Here is an 18,937-nt window from a genome sequence, read left to right as displayed (position 1 = left end):
TTGGGGCAACTATGGCCGTCGGCGGAACTTCCGGGCAACGTCATTCGGTGCTTCGCGTCTTTGGGGGCAGAGATTCGCCAAAGGACACGGGGAGCACAAAATGGGATTCACCGCGATGAAGTCGATGAAGCTGGTCATGGTCGGCGGGGCCGTCGCCGCGACCGCGTTGCTTTCCGCGTGCAGCGGAAACAATGTCGACGGAAATGGTTCCGCGGCGAAGAGCATTTCCGACGCGGCGGCGGTCAAGCAGGGCCCGCAGGGCGGCTCGGCCGGTGCGGCGGGCACTACCGCCCTCCCGGACGGCGACGTGAACTGCAGCAAGCTCGGCGGACAGGTCGGCCCGGCCAACGGCCCGAAAATGGACCTGATTGCCGTGGAAAGCGCGAACGGATCCGTTCCGGGCTGCGTCGAAGCGTTCAATGTGATGACGAAGTACTACGAATTGGCGCCGTCGCAGGGCGAAGGCCCCGGCCACCGCGTTCTCGGAATCGAGGGGCACTGGGACTGCGCATTGGGCGCGGAAGAAGAATTCGCCCAGGGCGTCGTGAACTGCGGCAAGGACGGCGGCTCCGAGTTCATGATCAAGACCGCGCCGACCGCGGGCAAGGGCTCCGGTCAGCAGCCCGCCGCGCCGACGCGCCGCTTCCCGAACACGACGCAGACCGTGCAGTTCACCGGGTTCGACCGTTCGGTCAACATGGCCCAGTTCCAGCTGATCACCTGGAAGAAGGGCGGCGCGGACAACGGGCACTTCGTGCCGGTTCCCGGCGACGGCAAGACCTACCGGCTGCCGGTGAGCAAGACCGCGCAGGTGTTCGGCGCGGCCGAACTGTGCCCCGGCGGCGAAGTGGCCATCGACCAGCAGGGCCGCGGCACGAACCCGTGCACCGAACAGGCGCTGATGGAGGCTCTGACCGGCCCGACCCCGCCGCTGGCCGAGATCCACGTCGACAAGAACGACAACATCGACGTCGCCAAGGAGCTTTACCGCCCCTGAGCGGATGACTGACGCGAACCGGCGGCCGGGTGTGGAATCCTGGCCGCCGGTTCGCGTTATGCGGCGAGTTTCTGTTGTCCCGCGTCGAAACTGCGCAAGGCAGCGCCCACCGCTGCGGCGACGGTGATTTCGTAGACCTCGTCTTCCTGGTATTTCGTGGCCAGCTCGGCGAAATCGGCGTCAGTGAGCCGGTAGGACGCGTCGCGGACTTTCGCCGCGAACGGCTGCAACGGCGCGGGTAAACCGTTCCCGGTTGCCGCCGCGCCGCGAAGCGCCTGGTCGGTCACTGCGGGGGCGGTGAAGACCGAATACCGCATGTTCTCCACCGGATCCTCGTGCGTTCCCTTCGGGCCACCGGCGAGCAGGAAGCCAGGGAACCGGTACCCGAACCGGTGCAGGGCCCGGGTCCCGCTCTCCAGCTGGCCTTCCCGGAGCACGAAACCGAACGCGTTCGCGAGCCGGTTCACGACGTTCCACACCAGATTCACCCGCAGCGCCTCATGAAGCGCCGCGGAAGGAAGATCCGGCAGCACGATCTGGTCCGGATTCAGCGTGACGGTCTCCAGAAACGCCCGAACAGTGCGCACTTCAGGCCGCGCCTCGTCAGGTTGCGAGGGATCGATCTCGCCGTGTCCAGCAATCCGGGTCAGCTCTGCGTGCGAGTCGATGCAGAACGGGCACTCGTGCAGCAAAGCCGTTGACATGGCGAGGAATTCGCGTTCCCCGGCAGTCCAGAACGACGGGCCGCGCATCGCCGGAGCGGTGACATCCAGCAACGGCCGGGTGAAAAAACCCGGACGGTACAGCAGCATCTTCACGATGTCCGGCGGCTGCTTCGACGTGATCGACAGGAACATCTTGGCTCGCAGGCGATGCCCGTTGTCGAGAATGGACAGTCTCATCAGGACTCCAAGGTGGCTAAGCGGCCCGCGAGAAATCGCCGGTCGGCTGGGTTGACGGCGAGTTCGTGCGCGCGCCGATACGCGGCTATCGCCTCCGCGGTACGGCCGAGGCGACGCAGCAAATCAGCGCGCGCGGCGTGCATCAGGTGATACCGGTCAAGTCCGTCGATGCCGTCGATGAGTGCCAGGCCCTCCGCCGGGCTCGTGGCCATGGCGACCGCGACGGCGTGGTTCAGCGCGATCACCGGCGAGGGATTCGCTTCATGCAACCGGAGATACAGCCCAGCGATCGCCGCCCAATCGGTGTCCGCCGCGGAACGAGCCTGCGCGTGCTGGACGGCAATGGCAGCCTGCAGCTGATACGGCCCCCCCATCTCGAAGCGCAGCGCACGGTCCAGCAAGCCGATCGCCTCGGCGATTTCGCCGCGGTCCCAACGACTTCGGTCCTGGTCTTCGAGCAACACAACGTCACCATCCGGCGTATACCGGGCGGCGGTGCGCGAATCGTGCACGAGCAACAGCGAAACCAGGCCGAGCGCTTCCGGCTCGTCCGGCATCAGCGTCGCGACCAACTTCGCCAGCCGAATCGCTTCCTGTCGCAGCTCCCGATGGTCCGGTGAGGTGTAGCCTTGAGTGAAGATCAAGTACAGCACCGCCAAAACCCCGGACAGCCGCTCGGACAGCAGATGATCGGCCGGGACCGCGAGGCTGATCCCGGCATCGCGGATCTTGCGTTTGGCCCGCACCAGCCGCTGCGCCAGCGTCGCCTCGCTGACCAGGAACGTCCGCGCGATCTGCCCCGCGGTCAGCCCGGCCACCGCCTGCAGCGTCAGCGCGACGCGCGCGTCCTCGGCGAGCGCGGGGTGACAGCAGGTGAAGACGAGACTGAGCCGTTCGTCGCCGATCTCGAGCAAGCGTTCCTCGGCTGGCTCCATTCTCGTGGCCTGCTCCTCGAGTTGAGCGAGCTTCTCCTGGCCGCGGCGAGCACGCCGGAGCCGGTCGATCGCGCTGTTGCGGGCGGCGGTCAGCAGCCACGCCACGGGGTCGTCCGGCGGTTTGGCGTCCCAGTTGCGGAGGGCGAGCGCGCACGCGTCCTGCAGTGCGTCCTCGGCGAGTTCGAAGTCGCCGAGGACGCGGACCAGCGCCGCGAGCATCCGGGCCCGGTGTTCGCGGTAGGTCTCCCGCAGCAGCGCCGAGGTCATGCCTGGTGGGACAGCCCGGGCACGCCGGCGACCGGGCGCACCTCGACGGTGCCGACCTCGGCCATCGGGCACAGCGCGGCGAGTTCGAGGGCTTCGTCGAGATCGCGGCAGTCGAGGACGTACACGCCACCAAGGTGCTCGTGGGTCTCCAGGAACGGCCCGTCGGTGATCAGCGTCTTCCCCTCGCGGACGCTGACCGTGGTCGCGGTGTGCTCGCCCTGCAGCGGATGGCCGGACACGAACACCCCGCGCCGCCTGCATTCGTCGGCGAACGCGTTCACCCTGGCCAGCGCGTCCGGGAAGGCCGGATCACCGGGTTCGGGACGGTCGCAGTTGTAGATCACCAGCAGGTAGTGCATGTGTCCTCCGAGGGCCGGTCCGGCGTCGTCGTAATGGAAGACGAATGCGTCGACCGTAACTCGACAGCGCGAGCCGGGCTTCCCGGAAAAACCGAGAACGGCGGGCCCGGGGGAGCCCGCCGTTCTCCTCAGGAGGGGGTCAGCCCTTCTGCCACAACGCGGGCGCGTTGGGCGGTTCCCAGCCCTGCTGGGCGGTGTGGCCTTGCAGGCACACGTAGGCGACCCCGTTGTAGGTGACGCGCGTACCGGCGGTGTACGCCTTGCCGGTGGCCCAGGACGTCCCTCCCGGCTGCCCGGTCGGCGGTCCCGTGGTCGGCCCGCCCGTCGGCGTCTGCTGGACGGCGAGGACGAAGTCGAACGCGGCCTCCTTGGCGTTGTTCGGGGCGTCGCGGACCGTCATGAGCAGCCGCGAGTCGAAGATCGTGTCGGTGTTGTTCCGCGGCTCGCCGGGGAAGTACAGCTGGGTCGTCAGGATCGACTGGCCGGGAGCCTGCACCTTGACGTGGATGTGCCGCGTCCGGCCGGGGTAGAGGCCCGGCACGATCGTGGTCAGCTTGAACTCGCCGAGGTCGTTCGTGTACTGGTGGCCGCGGAAGTTGAAGCCGTCGTTGTCGTAGGCGCCGTTCACGTCCGCCTGCCAGAAGTCCAGCAGCGCGCGGCCGATCGGCTGGCAGGCGAGCCCGAACACGTATCCGCTCACGGTGAGCCGCTGGCCCGGAGTGCTGTCGTCGACGAGCACGCTGCGCTCGGGCGAGTCCGGCTTGAAGTACGGGCCCTCGGTCTGGTCGATCGTCGGCTCGTCGCCGTCGTGGCAGTACGGGGTCGGCTCGACCTTCTGCCCGCCGGCGAAATTCGTGCGGGCCAGCGCGGGGCCGCCGACGAGCGCGACCGGCGCGGCGACTCCGGCGGCCAGCGCGGCCTTCAACACTGTTTTGCGGCTGAACTTCCTGTCTTCGTTCATGCCTGCTCCTCGGTGGGGGCTCGGGATTCCCCTCGACGGTAGGGAGAAGATCAGCCCGCAGCGATGGACGAAGTCATGCAGTCGTGGTGAATCTTCGGGGCGGTGTCGCCGGTGCGGCGGAATCCTCCGGGGCTCAACCCGGTTTCTCGCCGAAAGAACCGACAAAAGTAGGCTGGATCGGCGAATCCGACGCGGCTCGCCACCTGCCGCACGGACAGATTCGTCCGCAGCAGGAACCGTTTCGCCTCCTGCGTTCGCGCCTCGCGCACCAATTCCGCCGCCGTACGCCCGGTCGCCGCTTTGACGGCCTCGGTGAGGTAGCCGGGAGTGACGCCGAGCCGTTCGGCGTGCGCGCGCACCGACCACAGTCCCAGCTCGGATTTTTCCGCCTGCTGCGCGAATTCCGCCGCTACCGCGCGTGCGCGGACGGGCGCCGGCGCGGGCGGAATGCCGGGAAGTCTTCCCGCGCGCACGATCAGCACGTGCAGCAGCGCGCGCAGCACGGATTCGCCGTCCTCGCCGCCGCGGCGGAATTCCTCCTCGAGTTCGGCGATCAGCCGCGCGGTCCGGTCGTGCTCGGTCCCGTCCAGCCGCAGCCACGGCCGTTCTCGCAGCCTGCGCAGGGTTTCGCGGTCGGCCGGATGGTCGAAGAGGAAGTCGTCGGTGAACAGCACGACCGATCCGGTGAGTTCGCTCGCCTCCCAATGGTGCACCTGACCCGGCGTGACGACGCCGAGGTGCGGCGGGCTCAGTTCCCACCGCGTCAGGTCGACGACGTGCGCGCCGGTCCCTCCGGTGACGAGCACGATTTCGTAGAAAGTGTGCCGATGCGGGAATTCCGCCCGCGACAACGGTCCCACCGCGTCGAAGGAGCCGACCGCGAACGGCACCGCGTCGGGCGCGGACACCTCAAGCCGGTGCAACGGAAGTTCACCGGTTTTGACCGGTCGGCAGCACATTCCCGGGGGCACCGTGGTCCCACGCATCAGTCCGTCCTTTTCGCCGGGTTCGGAACGAAAAGTCTAGACCAATTTCGATGCGGATACCTCCGACGGAAGTATCAGTAACTCGGCGGAGTGACGCTCACGAGGAACCGGGCGGTGGTCCGGCCGTCGTTGCGGAAGCGGTGCGGGATCGTCGAATCGAAGTGGCAGCTGTCGCCGGTCTTGAGCACGTGCGTCTGCTCGCCGACCTGGACGGTCAGCCGCCCGGCGATCACCACGACGCATTCCTCAGATGGATGCGAGCGCAGTTCGTCGGACGACACGCCGCCGGGTTCCAGCTCGCCTTCGAGCACTTCGAGCTTCGCACCGCCCGGCGACGCGCGGGTGTAGGTGATCGCGTGGTGCGGCGAGGAGATCCGGTACCGGTCGTCGTGCCGGATCACCGCGACGGTTTCCTCGTCCGGCTCCTGGAACAGGCTGAACAGCGGGATGTCGAGCACCTCGGCGATCCGCCGCATGGTTTCCAGGCTGGGGTCGGTGACGCCCCGCTCGACCTGGCTGATCAACCCGGTCGACACCCCCGCCTGGTCGGCAAGCTGGCGCACGGTCAGCCCACGCAGGGTGCGGAACTCGCGGATCCTCGTCACGGTCACCCGATCATTATCGTCGAACGGCGCTTCGGCGCAGGTCACCGGCCTCGACGGGTCCCGCTGGGCGGTCCCCGCTCCCGGCGCGGCGCAGAGGCCAGCTGTCCGACGGCGCTTTACCCGTCCGTCAGGATGATCAACAGTTTTTCGTTGCTGTGTGCGGCAAGAAGTGCGGAAAGCGCATTGCCAGCGCTGCCTCAGCGGCCACAGGCGGTCGTCTTCGACTGCGACGGCCTGCTGATGGACGCCGAACCCTGCTGGTCTGTCGCCGAATTCCCCGCCGACGTCGTGGTCCCGCCCTTGCCGCACGCCGAACTAGCGGTGGCGATGACCCCGCGCCCCTGCGTCACGCCCGCGTGAAGACCCGCTCGTCTCGTGATTGACTGGCTGGCATGGCTTTGTTTCCGCATCCGGGTGCTCGGGGTCCGCAGTGACCTCCGAACCGGCCGCGGCGACCCGTCCGCGCAACCGCAAGCAGCTCATCGTCGAAGCGGCGGGCCGGGCTTTCAGCGAACGCGGCTACCACGCGGCGTCCATGGAGGAGATCGCCGCCGCCGTCGGAATCACCGCGGCCGCGCTGTACCGGCACTTCCCGAACAAGTACGCCCTGTTCACCGAATGCGCCAACGTGATGGCAGACCGACTGGTCACCGCCCTCGACGAGGTCGACGCGGACGCGTCCGCCGCCGACGTCCTCCGCCCGCTGGCCCGCGTCACAGTCGCCCACCGCGAGTCCGGCGGCCTGTACCGCTGGGAGGCCCGCTACCTGGATCGAGCGGACCGTCGCGTCCTGAGCGCGAAATTCGCCCACGTTGTCGCGCGGGTGACCGAGGCAGTGCAGCCGTCGCCGGACGCGGACCTCCGAGCCGTAGCCGCGCTCGGCGCGATCGGCTCGATCACCATGCACCGCACGTCGATCGCCCACCACCGCGCCGAGAACCTGCTGACCGAGTCCGCCCTGCGCCTAGCCACCGCAACGACCAGCGCGCCCGTGCCCGCCGTCTCACTGCCCACGCAGCCAGTCGCCCGAACCCGCCGCGCGCAAATCCTCGCCGCCGCCGTCCCGCTGTTCGAGCAAGACGGATTCGCCACCGTCACCAACGCCCGAATCGCCGAGGCAGTGGGTTTAGTGCCTTCTGCCCTCTACCGCCATTTCCCCAACAAAGCCGAAATCCTGGCGGCCGCCTGTCTGCAAGCCGCGGGACTCCTGTCGCAAGCCGTAGAACAAAATCTCCACGGCACCACCGGCGCGGAAGCCTTGCCCGTACTAGCCGCGACCTACGTGGCCTACAGCTTCGAACACACCGCGCTGACCAACGTCGCCGCCGCCGAACTGGGCGGCCTGCCCGCCGCGTTGCAACGCCCGCTGAATCTCGCCCAACGCGAGCACATCGCCGTGTGGGAACAACAACTCCGACTGGCCCGCCCGGATCTGGACGCGCACCAAGCCCGCGTGCTGGTGCACGCGGGCTTCGGCGCAGTAGTCGAAACCGGCCGGCGGCTGCGGTGGGAGGACACCCCCGACCACCGCGCCGCCGCCACCGCTTTCCTGCTGAGCGCGTTGGGTCTCTAAGCGCCGGGCCGATTCGCCGTGGGCAGCGTGATCGGCGTCTGCGTCGGCGACGTCCCGTTGTTGAGGTACAGCATCGAAATGCCGCGCACGAACTGGTCGAAGAGATAGAAGCTGCCCGGCATTATCTTGGACGCCCCCTCCCGGAACGCTACATACGCGGGCCACTCAAGGCGTATTAGCGCCGCCTGCGCGTAATCGCGGGGGAGCCCGAGCCAGTCGCCCATCTGGTCATTGAGCAGATATCGCACCAACTCGTTGACGAACCCGGAATCGAGCCCGAGCGTCGGCTTCTCGATATACCCGAGCAACGTCTTCGCCAGGCTGACCCCTTCGTCAGTCGGCCCGAGCACCGGCCACAACATCTGCTGTGCCTGCGCTTCCGCGTCCGCCCACGTCTGCGGAATGAACTGCTCCTGCACGCCAAGCAGATGCAACGCGACCTGCCAGGCGTGCAGATCGGCGTCCTGCTCCGCGGTCGACAACGCGATGTTCCACTTGAGCATGTTGCTGCGCGCGAACGTCGCGACCGAATGGAACGTCCGCAGAATGTCGCCATTGCTGATCGGCTTAGGCTGATCCGCACCGGCCTGGTACTTCGCCGACGTCGGCAGCAAATTCCGCACCACAGCGTGCACAAGCCGCGTCTTGTTGGCCGTAACGACGAAGTGCCCGTCCGGTGCCCAGGCCTTGGAATTATGCAGGTCGTACCCGAAGGTGAACGTCTTGGCCGCCCGCTGCTTCATGTCCGCGCCGCCAGCCGACCAGTAAACCGCCCGCGCCTCCCGCGGAATGACGGTGCTCATGATCCCGCTGCCCAGCGTCTCGGAAACGAAAAGATAACTGCTCAACCGGGTATAAAGCTTCTCCGACGCAGCAAGCTTGGCCGGATCCGCCCACGACGGCAGCTGGTTGACCTGCTGCAGATACGAAACCAGGTAATCCGGCATGCCCGCGGGCAGCGGCGCGTTGTTGTCAATCCAGCCGTGCCAAGCCGTATTGACCGCCGGGACCTTGCCCTCCTTGAGCAACGCCGCGGCGACCGCGTCCGCCGTGTCGTCCCAAACCTGGAACGGATCCGCCCCGGTGCCGCTCCCGGCGATCGACCCCTTGCCCGACCACGCCCACGCGGTGCCGGTGGTGCCCGCCATCCCCGCGATGCCCAACGCCGCGCCGAGGGTCAGCACCTTCCTTCTGCTGAGATTCTCCATGTACTTGTCTGCCTCTCTGGTAGGCGTCGTTGCCATCCCATCACCGGCCAGGGGCTGCTCGCCGCCCCGTGTCGACAGTCTCGGAAGAAGTGATTTCTCATTAACATAACGGCCTCGGACGGCTGGTGGCAAGAGGTGTCGCCGCTCCGGATCGCCAAGTCGGCGAGGACGTGCTGCCATGGCGTCGGCCGCCGGGGAAGCCCGCGGCGAAGATCGACCGGGGCCTGGAGGCAGGACTCCGGAGGCCGGTCGGGCGAGTCAGTTCAGCGGGACAGCTTGCGAGCGCGGGCTCAACGCCGCCGCTTCTTGGGGGCTTTCTTCGAGGACCGGGAGATTCCGGCCAGCGGATGCACGGTCGCGTGCCCAGGCCGCCGCCGGGCGAAGACCTCCCGCAGCTCCGCCATCCCAGTCTCGTCGGGATGGCCGCAGGCGAGCAGGTTCGCGGTCAACCCGCGCGCCTCGTCGGGCGGGATCGTGGCGAGAGCGGCCGAAACCTCGTCGGGCCCGCCGACCTCGAGCAGATGAATGAACTGCTCGGTCATGCCGCGCAGGGTTTCCTCTTCGCTGAGTTCCTCCATCGCGGCCTCGCCGTTGTCGACGAGCAGTTGCACGGCGAGCGGCCCGAGTTCCTGGTCGTGGCGCAGTTGCCGAAGCATCGCGGCACCGTCGGGAACAGACTGGACGAGCACGTCGAGCATCGCTCGCGCACGCGTGCGGAACGGGCAATGGCGGACCGTGTCCAGCAGCAAGGGCAGCCCGCGGTCGCGCCCTCCGTGGGCAGTCAGCCACCTGGCCAGTTCCGTTTCCGCGGTCTCCGGGGTGTAGTGCTCGGCGAGCAAACCGAGCAATCCGGCGGGTTCGGCACCGGTGAGCTCCCCGGTCAGCGGAGCGTGCCGGCCCGCGGCGATCAGCCGGGCGCGGACCGCCCGGGTCGCCAACGGGGTCAGGGCCACCAGTTCAGTGGCTCCGGAGGAAAGCGCGGCCCGCAGCCGGGCGTCGGTGTCCGGCGGGAACCCGGCGGGCCCGTCCGGGCCGAGATCGGAGCGGAACATCGGGTCGGGCACCCCGGTCGTGAGCGTGAGCGCGCCGAAGTCCGCGAGCGTGGCGAACACCCGGCGCAGATCCGCGCCGACTCCCTGCCGCCACTCCGCCTCGGTCTTCTCGTCCAGATCCGCGAACCAGACGGCCTCGACGAAGGACAGCCAGACGGTTTCCGCGAGCCGGACCACCGGCATCGGTTCGGGAAAGCCGTAAAGGGTGTTGAGAACGTCGGGCAGCACTACGTCGATGATGTCGCCGAACAGCACGGTGTACTCGGGTGCCCAGGTGCGTCCTTCCGTGACGAGTTCGGGGGAGGGAAGTGCGTCGAACGCCGCGCTCCAAAGGGCGAGACTGTCTCGAAGCAGCCGCGCGTTCCTCGCTACGCGCACCAGCTTTCCCTTGACCACCCGGACGACGCGGATCTCCCTCGCCAGCTCTACCAGGTCGGCCAGCACGGGCAGATCGGCGCTGCTCTGGGTCCGGTAGGTCCGGTCGCCGATCATCGGATCGAGCTGGTCTCCGGTGTCGAGCAGATCCACCAGTTCGCGCGCGTCGGCCAGTTTCAGCTGGCCGGTCGAGGTCAGCGCGCGACCGTCGCCGACCCATTCGACCAATCCGCGCAACCGGGCGACGACCTGCGTCCGCTCCGCGGCCGCCGCGAGTTCCGCATCCGGAGGAAGCGACACCGGAAGCTGCGGCACCGCGCGCTCAGGCGTGCCGCCGCCGACGAGGTGCCGCGCGGCGATTTCCTCGAGCGCCGCCTCGTCGTAATCGATCTCGCCCGCGCGGATCTCGTCGAGAAAACTCTCCATGGCCGCGTTGTCGGTGGGGTCGATTCCGTGCCGGAACGCGTTCATCACCCAGAACTTGGCCACGCCGAAGTTCCGTTCGTCGGCCATCGCGGCGGCGAACCCGGAACTGGCCTTGCTCACCGCGATTTCGAGGTCGGCCAGCGGATCGCCCGTGGGGTCGGCCAGTCCGTTCGCGTGCAGCCACCGCAGGAAGAGCCGCAGGTCTTCCGGGACGTGGCCCGCCTCGTCGGGCGTGGCCGACAGGGCGCGGGGCGTGTAGGACAACAGGAATTCCTCGGCCAAGCCGGCGGTCCAGAACCCGAGCCGCCCGTCGACGCTGTGGTGCCGGAAATTCAGCGCGGATTCCACCACCAGCGGATCGAGGTGCTCGGCGCGGGCCGTGCAGCGCCGGATCAGCAGTGCCTTGGCCGCCTCGAACGCGTCGGCGTCCTCGGGTTCGAAATACATGCGCATGGTGTCAGAGTCCTTGCCGGTTCAACGCGGGCACGCGACCAGCGTAGGGGCTTGGACGTGGTCGTCGCGCTAGGCCCGCGAAGGACCGGCAAGGACGTTTTGTCCGGCGGCCGATCTTCGTTCAGGGGCAGCAGCTTTCGGGATTCGGTGCGGCACTGTCGAAGGTCGGCGAGTCGGCCTTGACGGTGTAAACCTCCCAAGGCTCCTGCCCCGGACCGTGCACCCACACCTTGTCCTGCACGGCGTAGCAGCAGGTCGTGTTGTCCTCGGTCAGGGTTTCCAAGCCCTCCCCGGTGAGGCGCTTGCTGGCCGCGTTGACGTCCTCCGTCGATTCGACCTCGACGCCGAGGTGGTCCAGCACGGTGTCCTGACCGGGCTCGCCTTCCAGGAGCACGAGCTTGAGCGTGGGTTCGGCGACGGCGAAGTTGGCGTAGCCGGGCCGGAGTTTGGCCGGCTCGGTGCCGAACAGCTTCGAGTAGAAGTCGATCGACCCCGCCAGGTCGCCGACGCGCAGTGCGAGCTGAACTCGGGACATCCGTCCTCCTTGAATAGATGACTGTCGAAACAGAATGGAACCTAGATTGCTGTCTATCTAGAGGTCTGTCAAGATAGACGTATGTCGAAGCAACTGCCGCTGGTCGCGCTGGACGCGTGCTGTACCCCGCTGGCGCGCGAACCGCTGACGGCCGACCAGGCCGCGGAGCTGTCGAAGCTGTTCAAGGCGATGTCCGACCCGGTGCGGCTGCGACTGCTGTCGCTGATCGCGTCCCATGCCGGCGGGGAAGCGTGCGTGTGCGACTTGACCGACGCGTTCGACCTGACCGGCCCGACGATTTCCCATCACCTGAAGGTGCTGCGCGAATCCGGTCTGATCACCGGGGAGCGGCGCGGCACCTGGGTCTACTACCGCGTCCACCCCGAAGTCCTGGCCCGGCTCTCGGCCGTGCTGGTCCCGGGCGGCGCGGAGGCGCCGGCATGACGGCGGAAGCCGGCGTGGTCGGCAAACTGTCCACTTTGGATCGTTTCCTGCCGGTGTGGATCGCCGTCGCGATGGTGCTCGGATTGCTCGCCGGCCGTTGGATTCCCGGCCTCGGCGGGGCACTGGACGCGGTGCGGGTCGATGGCATCTCGTTGCCGATCGCGCTCGGACTGCTCGTGATGATGTACCCGGTGCTGGCGAAAGTCCGCTACGACCGGCTGGGCGGCGTGACGGCCGACCGGCGGCTGCTGTGGCCGTCGCTGGTGCTGAACTGGCTGATCGGCCCGGCGCTGATGTTCGCGCTGGCCTGGCTCCTGCTGCCCGACCTGCCGGAGTACCGCACCGGGCTGATCATCGTCGGCCTCGCCCGGTGCATCGCGATGGTGGTCATCTGGAACGACCTGGCCTGCGGCGACCGGGAGGCCGCGGCCGTGCTGGTCGCGCTGAACTCGGTGTTCCAGGTCGTCATGTTCGGCGTCCTGGGCTGGTTCTACCTCGCCGTGCTGCCCGGCTGGCTCGGTCTCCCGCAAGCCGGTCTGAGCGTTTCCGCGTGGCAGATCGCCAAGAGCGTGCTGGTGTTCCTGGGCCTCCCGCTGCTAGCCGGGTACCTGTCCCGCCGGCTGGGGGAGCGCGCGAAGGGGCGTGCCTGGTACGAATCCCGGTTCCTGCCGAAGATCGGGCCGGTCGCGTTGTACGGGCTGCTGTTCACCATCGTGGTCCTGTTCGCGCTGCAGGGCGGCCAGATCACCAGCCGCCCGCTCGACGTCGCCCGGATCGCCCTGCCGTTGCTGGTCTACTTCGGACTCATGTGGGCGGGCTCTTACGCGGTCGGCAAAGCGGTCGGCCTGTCGTACGAACGAACCACGACGCTGGCATTCACCGCGGCGGGCAACAACTTCGAACTCGCCATCGCCGTCGCGATCGCCACTTTCGGGGCTGCGAGCGGACAAGCCCTCGCCGGAGTCGTCGGGCCGCTCATCGAAGTCCCGGTTCTTGTCGCGCTGGTCTATGTGTCTCTCGCGCTTCGACGCCGGTTCGCCGCCGTACCCGCGGAGATTTCGCCATGACCATCCCAGAAGTGCTCTTCGTCTGCGTCCACAACGCCGGACGCTCACAGATGGCGGCAGGACTGTTGCGTCATCACGCGCGCGGCAGGGTCGTCGTCCGCTCTGCCGGATCCGCGCCAGCCGACACGCTCAACCCGGCGGTCGTCGCGGTCATGGCCGAACTCGGCATCGACCTGACCCGCGAGTTCCCCAAATCCTTGACCACCGAAGCGGTCCGCGCCGCCGACGTCGTGATCACCATGGGCTGCGGCGACGCCTGCCCCGTGTTCCCCGGCAAGCGCTACCTCGACTGGAAGCTCGATGACCCGGCGGGCCTTCCGGTCGACCAGGTCCGCCCTGTCCGCGACGAGATCGACCGGAGGGTCCGGGCTCTGCTCGCCGAGCTGGTCAGCTGACCCCTTCATCGTCTATCGTCGATGGACGATGAAGGAGGTTGATGTGCTGGACCGTGCTGTCGCGGAGACCTATGCCGGATGGTTCCGCGCGCTCGCGGATCCGACGCGTGTCCAGATCCTGCACCTGATCGCCTCCTCGGGTCGTCCGCTGCCGGTCGGCGAGATCGTCGAGCACGTGAGCGTGAGCCAATCGACTGTCTCGGCGCATTTGAAGATCCTGACCGAGGCCAGGTTCGTCCTGGTGCAACCGCACGGCACGGCCCGGTTGTACCAGGTCAACAAGCACTGTTTGTCTTGCTTCCCCAGCGCGGCCGACGTCGTCATGGGCAGGGCGGCCGTCCCCTTCGCCGACATTGCCTGCGAGGTCCCGAGATGACATCAGACCAGGACGCGGTCCGTGACCGCTACGCCAATGCCGCACGACGAGCGTTGGCAGGCGAAGCCACCGGCCTGCTGTCCGGATCCGAACGACTCGGCGCGGTGCACTACACAGAAGAAAGCGTCCCCGAAACGGTCGCAGCCACCAGCCTGGGCTGCGGAAACCCACTCGCGGTCGCCGGCCTGCGGCCCGGCGAAACTGTCCTCGACCTCGGTTCCGGCGGCGGCCTGGACGTGCTGCTTTCCGCCCGTCGCGTCGGGCCGGAAGGCCGCGCCATCGGTCTCGACATGACCGACGAAATGCTCGCCCTCGCCCGCCGGCACGCCGCACAGGCGGGGCTCGGGAATGTCGAGTTCGTCAAGGGGACGATCGAAGTCATTCCCTTGCCGGACAACGCTGTGGATGTCGTGATCTCCAACTGCGTCATCGCCCTGTCGCCGGACAAACCGGCTGTTTTCGCGGGGATCGCGCGCGTTCTGCGTCCCGGAGGCCGTCTCGGGGTGACTGACCTCCTCGCCGGGGAAACCTTGACCGACGCGGAGCGAGCTGCAGCTGACGAGGAATGTCTCGGCGGGGCACTCACGGCCGACGACTACCGGGCCTTGCTTCACTCCGCGGGCCTCGTGAACGTCGACATCCGGCGTACTCACGAGGTCGGGAACAAGCTGTACTCGGCAATCATTCGGGCGGACAAGCCGTCAGGCTGACCCGCTCACTGCCGAAGCAGCGGTCCCACTCCCGGAACCCGGATGATCTCCTCCGCCAGAAAGTCCCGCAAAAGCCGAACCCGCGTCAGCTCGGCCCGTTCAGGCACGACGAGCAGATTCAACGGCAACGGCGCACAGCCGTACCCAGGCAGCACCGCCCGCAGCACCCCGTCCCGGAGAAGGTCGTCGACAAGCCACCGCGGCACCGGCGAGATCCCGCGCCCAGCGACAAGCGCCTCCCGCGCAGCCAACCCATGATCGACCCGAAGCCGAGGCGTGAAAGTCGCGACGTGCGCCATGCCCTGCTCGTCGATCAGCGTCAGCTCGTGGCTCTTCGCGACACTCGTCCGCCGAATCACGTCGTGCGAAGACAGATCTTCCGGCGATTCAGGCGTCCCGCGCCGCGCGAGGTAGTCAGGTGACGCGACCAAGATCTGATGCGCCACCCCGAGCGGACGCAGCCGCAGTTCGCTGTCCGGCTGTGGCCCGATCTGGATGGCGACATCCACGCCGTCGCGGATCAGGTCGGAGCGTTCATCGGTGAGGACGAAGTCGACGCGAATGTCCGGATAGCGATCCTGGAAGTCGAAGATCAGCCTGCTCAGATGCATGACCCCGAAGAACGCCGAGCACGAGATCCGCACTTTTCCGGACGCACCCGACTCGACCTCTTGGCGCGCCTGCTCGACCAGCCGCAGGATCTCCGTGGCACGGTCGTAAAAACGGCGACCCTCGTCCGTCAGGGAAATGCTTCTGGTGGTGCGGCTGAACACCGAGACCCCGAGCGCCTCTTCCAGGTCGCCCACGTGCCGGGTGACGGTGGACTGCCCGACGCCCAGATCCCGTGCGACAGCGGAAAAGCTGCCGCTTTCGGCGACCCGGACGAACGTGCGCATTCGATCGAGCGTGACTTCTGGCTTATGCATCGTGTGGATAAATCCTTTCCGCCGACGAGGCTAAATGAATCGCCCTCCCGCGGCTACCGTGACGATATTCCGAGGGAAGAAGCGGAGAATGCCCATGGGAGCTGTTCAGGCCTGGCCGGACGGCAAGAAGGTCGCGGTGAAGATCTGCGTCGCGCTCGAGTCGTGGACCGACGGCCACTGGCCGGTCTACGCGCCGATGGCCGCCGCCTGGCCGCTGCCCGGCGTCGAGTGCCGGCACAGCATGTCTTGGGCCGAATACGGGGCTACGACCGGGGTCTGGCGGCTGCTCGAGGTCCTGGACCGGCACGACATGCCGGCCACCTTCGGCGTCAGCGGCCTGCTCGCGGAACGGCATCCCGAACCCGTGCTGGCCGCGCACGCCGCCGGACACGAGATCGCGGCGCATTCCTACGCTCAGGACATCATCCCCGGACAGCTCAGCGCCGAAGCCGAAGCGGAAAACATCAGGCGTTGTACCGACATTCTGCGCCAGCTCACCGGTTCCAGGCCGACCGGCTGGCTCAGCCCGCGAGCCACCGAATCCCAGAACACGCCCGCTCTGCTCGCCGCGTCCGGGTACCGCTGGTCCGGGGACCGCAGCGACCGCGACCTGCCCTACGTCGCGGCCACCTCCGCCGGCCCCTTGGCGTACCTCATGCACAGCGACTTCACCGACGTACGCGGCGTCATGGCAGGCCCGCGCGCGTACCGAGACATCCAGGCAGACTTCCTCGACTACCTCCTCCGCCAGCCGACGCCAGGCATCCTCAACCTGACCGTCCACGCTCACGTCGGCGGACGACCGCTGTTCGCCGACCAATTCGAACAGCTGCTCCAGCAGATCGCCCTCGTCCGAGACGACGTCTGGATCGCCACTCACCACGAGCTAGCCGAGCACGTGCTCAACACCGAAAAGGCCGCCTCATGACCCGCACCCTCGTCATCGGCGGCACCGGAGCCATGGGCAGCCGAGTCGTCACCCGGCTCCTCGCCGACACCGACGACGAAATCACGGTCCTCACCCGCGGCCCGGATTCACCACGTGCGGCAGCCCGAGCGCACGACCGCGTACGGCTGATCCGCGGCGACGCAAGCGACCCGCGAAGCATCGATTCCACGCTGAACGGCGTATCCCGGGTCTTCTGCAACACCGACTTCTTCTCCGCCAAAAGCCCGCTCGCCGAGTTCACTCAGGGCACGAACATCCTCGAAACAGCCAGACAACACGGCGTCGACCGGTTCGTATGGTCATCGCTGGACAGCCCCGCGACGCTGACCGCTGGACGCGTTCTCGTGCCGCACTACGAAGCCAAAGCCGCAGTCGCCGCACACATCCAGCTTCACCGGTCAGAAGAAATGATGCGTCAACAGCGGGACGGCTGGTACACAGAGCACGTCTCGATCCTGGTGACCTCGCCGTACTTCGAAAACCTGCAATCCCGCCTGTCTCCCGAGGGTGACCAGGCCGCGGTATTCACCCTCCCGCTGGGCTCCGGCCGATACCCCATGATCGCCCTGGCCGACATCGCCTGGTTCGCGGTGCACATGCTGGAACACTGGCAATCCTGGGGCGCACGCGATCTAGCCGTCTCTGCGGACAGCCTCACCGGCACCGAAATCGCCGCGACTTTCGAGCGCGTGACTGGAACCCCCGCCCGCTACGAAGACCTGCCACTCGACGCCCTCCGCGCGAGCATCCCCGACGTCGGCCACGACTACGCCGGAATGTTCGGCTTCTTCCAGCAACACGACGTCGCCACTCACGACCGCGACCTCTCACTGCTGCGGCGACTCCATCCCGGCCTGATGACCTTCGAAGACTGGCTGCGCCACACCGGATGGGACGGCAGCCGACGCGAAGTCCAGCAATTCAGGCCCCGAACATGACTTATGCGTCCGTCCAAACCGAACTGCGCACCGCACTAGACGAACTCCGCGCCGCAGACCTGTACAAGATCGAACACCGCCTCACCTCGCCACAATCGGCGCGGCTTGTCGTCGATGGACGAGAGGTCTTGAACTTCTGCTCCAACAACTACCTAGGCCTGGCCGACCACCCCGCGGTCATCGACGCCGCCAAACACGCCCTCGAAACCCGGGGCTTCGGAATGGCAAGCGTCCGCTTCATCTGCGGCACTCAAACCGAACACGCCGACCTGGAATCGCGCCTGTCCACGTTGCTGGGAACCGACGCGACGATCCTCTACTCCTCGTGCTTCGACGCGAACGGCGGCGTATTCGCCACCCTGCTAGACGAGCGAGACGCGGTGCTCTCCCACACCCTCAACCACGCCTCAATCATCGACGGCATCCGCCTTTCGAAAGCACGCCGCCACCGCTACCGCACCCTGACCGAGCTAGAAACCCAACTGTCGACCCCCGCTCGCCGCCGCCTGATCGTGACCGACGGCGTCTTCTCCATGGACGGCTCCATCGCGCCACTGCGAGACATCTGCGACCTAGCCGACCGCTACGACGCGATGGTCATGGTCGACGACTCGCACGCCGTCGGAATCCTCGGCCCGACCGGTGCCGGAACCCCCGAACTGCTGGGCGTACAGGACCGAGTCGACATCGTCACCGGCACCCTCGGCAAAGCACTCGGGGGCGCGTCCGGTGGCTACGTCAGCGGTCACGCCGAGATCGTGGAACTGCTGCGGCAACACTCCCGGCCCTACCTGTTCTCCAACGCCTTGCCGCCCGCCATCGTCGCGGGTGCCTTGGCTGCCCTAGACCTGGCCGCGGACCCCTCTCGTCGCGTCGCACTCCACCGCAACACCGCCACCTTCCGCACCCGCATGGAACGGTCAGGCTTCCACCTCCTGCCCGGAGAACGCCCCATCGTGCCGATCATGTTCGGCGACGCGGGTGATGCCGCCCGCGTCGCCGAACTAATGCGGCGATCCGGCGTGTACGTGACCGCGTTCAGTTATCCGGTGGTGCCGATGGGAGAAGCGCGCATCCGGGTGCAAATCTCGTCGGAACACTCCCGCGACGACCTTGACCGCTGCGTCGCCGCCTTCGTCGCTGCTCGCGACGCGGAACTCGTCCGGAGAACGTGAACTCGTGAGATGCGATAAGGGCGGCCGTGATCGTCCACAAGGCAGGGAAGAGCCCTGAGCCACCCTCGCCAGAGGTGGACGTCGGTGAAGTCGCCGCCAGCATCCGGTTTCCAGGCCTTCTTGCGAACAGGCTTCAAGATCGATGTCTCCGACGATGAGCGGCTGGCCTGACCGCGAAGGGCTCAAAGCGGCACGGCTTCTTGCCGTCTGAAGGTGCGCAAAAAAACAGGACGGCGGCCGAGGGAATCCCTCGACCGCCGTCCTGCGCCAGGAGGAGGCTCCGACCAGGAAAAAACCCTGGTCAAACCCCCTCCCAGATCACA

General features: G+C 67.5%; 21 protein-coding genes. 11 read left to right on the top strand and 10 right to left on the bottom strand.

The window, feature by feature from the left end:
- Positions 1 to 100 precede the first annotated feature (100 nt).
- Positions 101 to 997: a hypothetical protein gene (locus D0D37_RS19225; RefSeq protein WP_116201937.1), complete on the top strand. Its 897-nt coding sequence runs from the start codon at positions 101 to 103 to the stop codon at positions 995 to 997.
- A gap of 56 nt (positions 998 to 1,053) precedes the next feature.
- Here the strand turns inward: D0D37_RS19225 and D0D37_RS19220 are convergent, their stop codons facing one another.
- From D0D37_RS19220 to D0D37_RS19195, 6 genes are all read right to left on the bottom strand, one after another.
- Positions 1,054 to 1,899: a carboxymuconolactone decarboxylase family protein gene (locus D0D37_RS19220; protein WP_116201936.1), complete on the bottom strand. Its 846-nt coding sequence runs from the start codon at positions 1,897 to 1,899 to the stop codon at positions 1,054 to 1,056.
- Positions 1,899 to 3,101 carry an RNA polymerase sigma factor gene (locus D0D37_RS19215; RefSeq protein WP_116201935.1) on the bottom strand — a complete coding sequence of 401 codons (1,203 nt, stop codon included), beginning with the start codon at positions 3,099 to 3,101 and terminating at the stop codon, positions 1,899 to 1,901. Before D0D37_RS19215 ends, D0D37_RS19220 begins: the two co-directional genes overlap by 1 nt.
- Positions 3,098 to 3,460 (bottom strand): YciI family protein, encoded by a 363-nt coding sequence (locus D0D37_RS19210; RefSeq protein ID WP_116201934.1) that lies wholly within the window; start codon positions 3,458 to 3,460, stop codon positions 3,098 to 3,100. The genes D0D37_RS19215 and D0D37_RS19210 overlap by 4 nt, the downstream gene beginning before the upstream one ends.
- A gap of 139 nt (positions 3,461 to 3,599) precedes the next feature.
- Entirely contained in the window at positions 3,600 to 4,421 is an 822-nt protein-coding gene (locus tag D0D37_RS19205; protein WP_116201933.1) for a dioxygenase family protein, read from the bottom strand.
- A gap of 50 nt (positions 4,422 to 4,471) precedes the next feature.
- The gene (locus D0D37_RS19200) at positions 4,472 to 5,407 is read right to left on the bottom strand and encodes a helix-turn-helix transcriptional regulator (protein WP_162834319.1); all 936 of its coding nucleotides are present in this window, start codon (positions 5,405 to 5,407) and stop codon (positions 4,472 to 4,474) included.
- A 74-nt stretch (positions 5,408 to 5,481) separates the two neighbouring features.
- On the bottom strand, positions 5,482 to 6,018 hold the full coding sequence (locus D0D37_RS19195) for a helix-turn-helix domain-containing protein (RefSeq protein WP_116201951.1): 537 nt from the start codon (positions 6,016 to 6,018) through the stop codon (positions 5,482 to 5,484).
- A 177-nt stretch (positions 6,019 to 6,195) separates the two neighbouring features.
- Here D0D37_RS19195 and D0D37_RS47435 point away from each other — a divergent pair, with 177 nt between their 5' ends.
- Together D0D37_RS47435 and D0D37_RS19185 are read left to right on the top strand one after the other, a co-directional pair.
- The gene (locus tag D0D37_RS47435) at positions 6,196 to 6,372 is read left to right on the top strand and encodes a hypothetical protein (RefSeq protein WP_208720041.1); all 177 of its coding nucleotides are present in this window, start codon (positions 6,196 to 6,198) and stop codon (positions 6,370 to 6,372) included.
- A gap of 70 nt (positions 6,373 to 6,442) precedes the next feature.
- Positions 6,443 to 7,585 (top strand): TetR/AcrR family transcriptional regulator, encoded by a 1,143-nt coding sequence (locus tag D0D37_RS19185; protein ID WP_116201932.1) that lies wholly within the window; start codon positions 6,443 to 6,445, stop codon positions 7,583 to 7,585.
- Here D0D37_RS19185 and D0D37_RS19180 read toward each other — a convergent pair.
- From D0D37_RS19180 to D0D37_RS19170, 3 genes are all read right to left on the bottom strand, one after another.
- Positions 7,582 to 8,793: an oxygenase MpaB family protein gene (locus D0D37_RS19180; RefSeq protein WP_116201931.1), complete on the bottom strand. Its 1,212-nt coding sequence runs from the start codon at positions 8,791 to 8,793 to the stop codon at positions 7,582 to 7,584. The two genes, D0D37_RS19185 and D0D37_RS19180, sit on opposite strands and share 4 nt — an antisense overlap.
- A 290-nt stretch (positions 8,794 to 9,083) precedes the next feature.
- Complete coding sequence (locus D0D37_RS19175; protein WP_116201930.1) at positions 9,084 to 11,099, bottom strand: hypothetical protein; 2,016 nt, start codon at positions 11,097 to 11,099, stop codon at positions 9,084 to 9,086.
- A 121-nt stretch (positions 11,100 to 11,220) separates the two neighbouring features.
- Positions 11,221 to 11,634 (bottom strand): ArsI/CadI family heavy metal resistance metalloenzyme, encoded by a 414-nt coding sequence (locus D0D37_RS19170; protein ID WP_116201929.1) that lies wholly within the window; start codon positions 11,632 to 11,634, stop codon positions 11,221 to 11,223.
- 81 nt (positions 11,635 to 11,715) lie between these two features.
- Between D0D37_RS19170 and D0D37_RS19165 the strand changes: the two genes are divergently transcribed.
- Genes D0D37_RS19165 through D0D37_RS19145 form a run of 5 tightly spaced genes read left to right on the top strand, consistent with a single transcriptional unit; the run spans position 11,716 to position 14,626 of the window.
- Positions 11,716 to 12,078: an ArsR/SmtB family transcription factor gene (locus D0D37_RS19165; RefSeq protein ID WP_116201928.1), complete on the top strand. Its 363-nt coding sequence runs from the start codon at positions 11,716 to 11,718 to the stop codon at positions 12,076 to 12,078.
- Positions 12,075 to 13,145: an ACR3 family arsenite efflux transporter gene (gene arsB / locus D0D37_RS19160; RefSeq protein ID WP_116201927.1), complete on the top strand. Its 1,071-nt coding sequence runs from the start codon at positions 12,075 to 12,077 to the stop codon at positions 13,143 to 13,145. Before D0D37_RS19165 ends, arsB begins: the two co-directional genes overlap by 4 nt.
- The gene (locus D0D37_RS19155; protein WP_116201926.1) at positions 13,142 to 13,540 is read left to right on the top strand and encodes an arsenate reductase ArsC; all 399 of its coding nucleotides are present in this window, start codon (positions 13,142 to 13,144) and stop codon (positions 13,538 to 13,540) included. The genes arsB and D0D37_RS19155 overlap by 4 nt, the downstream gene beginning before the upstream one ends.
- A gap of 28 nt (positions 13,541 to 13,568) precedes the next feature.
- On the top strand, positions 13,569 to 13,916 hold the full coding sequence (locus D0D37_RS19150) for an ArsR/SmtB family transcription factor (RefSeq protein ID WP_244223576.1): 348 nt from the start codon (positions 13,569 to 13,571) through the stop codon (positions 13,914 to 13,916).
- The gene (locus D0D37_RS19145; RefSeq protein ID WP_116201924.1) at positions 13,913 to 14,626 is read left to right on the top strand and encodes a methyltransferase domain-containing protein; all 714 of its coding nucleotides are present in this window, start codon (positions 13,913 to 13,915) and stop codon (positions 14,624 to 14,626) included. The genes D0D37_RS19150 and D0D37_RS19145 overlap by 4 nt, the downstream gene beginning before the upstream one ends.
- A gap of 5 nt (positions 14,627 to 14,631) precedes the next feature.
- On the opposite strand, the gene D0D37_RS19140 is transcribed toward D0D37_RS19145, so the two are convergent.
- Positions 14,632 to 15,522 carry a LysR family transcriptional regulator gene (locus tag D0D37_RS19140; protein ID WP_116201923.1) on the bottom strand — a complete coding sequence of 297 codons (891 nt, stop codon included), beginning with the start codon at positions 15,520 to 15,522 and terminating at the stop codon, positions 14,632 to 14,634.
- Positions 15,523 to 15,646: 124 nt separating this feature from the next.
- On the opposite strand from D0D37_RS19140, the gene D0D37_RS19135 reads away from it, so the two are divergent.
- From D0D37_RS19135 to D0D37_RS19125, 3 genes are read left to right on the top strand one after another with little or no spacing between them, the layout of a single operon-like run.
- Complete coding sequence (locus tag D0D37_RS19135; RefSeq protein ID WP_244223575.1) at positions 15,647 to 16,480, top strand: polysaccharide deacetylase family protein; 834 nt, start codon at positions 15,647 to 15,649, stop codon at positions 16,478 to 16,480.
- Entirely contained in the window at positions 16,477 to 17,439 is a 963-nt protein-coding gene (locus D0D37_RS19130; RefSeq protein ID WP_116201921.1) for an NmrA/HSCARG family protein, read from the top strand. Before D0D37_RS19135 ends, D0D37_RS19130 begins: the two co-directional genes overlap by 4 nt.
- Complete coding sequence (locus D0D37_RS19125) at positions 17,436 to 18,614, top strand: glycine C-acetyltransferase (RefSeq protein ID WP_116201920.1); 1,179 nt, start codon at positions 17,436 to 17,438, stop codon at positions 18,612 to 18,614. Before D0D37_RS19130 ends, D0D37_RS19125 begins: the two co-directional genes overlap by 4 nt.
- Positions 18,615 to 18,937 lie beyond the last annotated feature (323 nt).

Origin of the sequence: Amycolatopsis circi (assembly GCF_003385235.1) — a bacterium.
Classification (GTDB): domain Bacteria; phylum Actinomycetota; class Actinomycetes; order Mycobacteriales; family Pseudonocardiaceae; genus Amycolatopsis; species Amycolatopsis circi.
Note: the sequence above shows the minus strand (reverse complement) of the source record. Positions and strands in the feature narration are given on the sequence as shown.

Excerpts from the sequence above, each read along its gene's own strand:
- D0D37_RS19170 (WP_116201929.1), bottom strand. The coding sequence starts at position 11,634 with ATGTCCCGAGTTCAGCTCGCACTGCGCGTCGGCGACCTGGCGGGGTCG.
- D0D37_RS19145 (WP_116201924.1), top strand. The coding sequence starts at position 13,913 with ATGACATCAGACCAGGACGCGGTCCGTGACCGCTACGCCAATGCCGCA.
- arsB (WP_116201927.1), top strand. The coding sequence starts at position 12,075 with ATGACGGCGGAAGCCGGCGTGGTCGGCAAACTGTCCACTTTGGATCGT.
- D0D37_RS19210 (WP_116201934.1), bottom strand. The coding sequence starts at position 3,460 with ATGCACTACCTGCTGGTGATCTACAACTGCGACCGTCCCGAACCCGGT.
- D0D37_RS19125 (WP_116201920.1), top strand. The coding sequence starts at position 17,436 with ATGACTTATGCGTCCGTCCAAACCGAACTGCGCACCGCACTAGACGAA.
- D0D37_RS19215 (WP_116201935.1), bottom strand. The coding sequence starts at position 3,101 with ATGACCTCGGCGCTGCTGCGGGAGACCTACCGCGAACACCGGGCCCGG.
- D0D37_RS19200 (WP_162834319.1), bottom strand. The coding sequence starts at position 5,407 with ATGCGTGGGACCACGGTGCCCCCGGGAATGTGCTGCCGACCGGTCAAA.
- D0D37_RS19220 (WP_116201936.1), bottom strand. The coding sequence starts at position 1,899 with ATGAGACTGTCCATTCTCGACAACGGGCATCGCCTGCGAGCCAAGATG.
- D0D37_RS19180 (WP_116201931.1), bottom strand. The coding sequence starts at position 8,793 with ATGGAGAATCTCAGCAGAAGGAAGGTGCTGACCCTCGGCGCGGCGTTG.
- D0D37_RS19135 (WP_244223575.1), top strand. The coding sequence starts at position 15,647 with ATGGGAGCTGTTCAGGCCTGGCCGGACGGCAAGAAGGTCGCGGTGAAG.
- D0D37_RS19130 (WP_116201921.1), top strand. The coding sequence starts at position 16,477 with ATGACCCGCACCCTCGTCATCGGCGGCACCGGAGCCATGGGCAGCCGA.
- D0D37_RS19225 (WP_116201937.1), top strand. The coding sequence starts at position 101 with ATGGGATTCACCGCGATGAAGTCGATGAAGCTGGTCATGGTCGGCGGG.
- D0D37_RS19150 (WP_244223576.1), top strand. The coding sequence starts at position 13,569 with ATGAAGGAGGTTGATGTGCTGGACCGTGCTGTCGCGGAGACCTATGCC.
- D0D37_RS19165 (WP_116201928.1), top strand. The coding sequence starts at position 11,716 with ATGTCGAAGCAACTGCCGCTGGTCGCGCTGGACGCGTGCTGTACCCCG.
- D0D37_RS19140 (WP_116201923.1), bottom strand. The coding sequence starts at position 15,522 with ATGCGCACGTTCGTCCGGGTCGCCGAAAGCGGCAGCTTTTCCGCTGTC.
- D0D37_RS19155 (WP_116201926.1), top strand. The coding sequence starts at position 13,142 with ATGACCATCCCAGAAGTGCTCTTCGTCTGCGTCCACAACGCCGGACGC.
- D0D37_RS19205 (WP_116201933.1), bottom strand. The coding sequence starts at position 4,421 with ATGAACGAAGACAGGAAGTTCAGCCGCAAAACAGTGTTGAAGGCCGCG.
- D0D37_RS19175 (WP_116201930.1), bottom strand. The coding sequence starts at position 11,099 with ATGCGCATGTATTTCGAACCCGAGGACGCCGACGCGTTCGAGGCGGCC.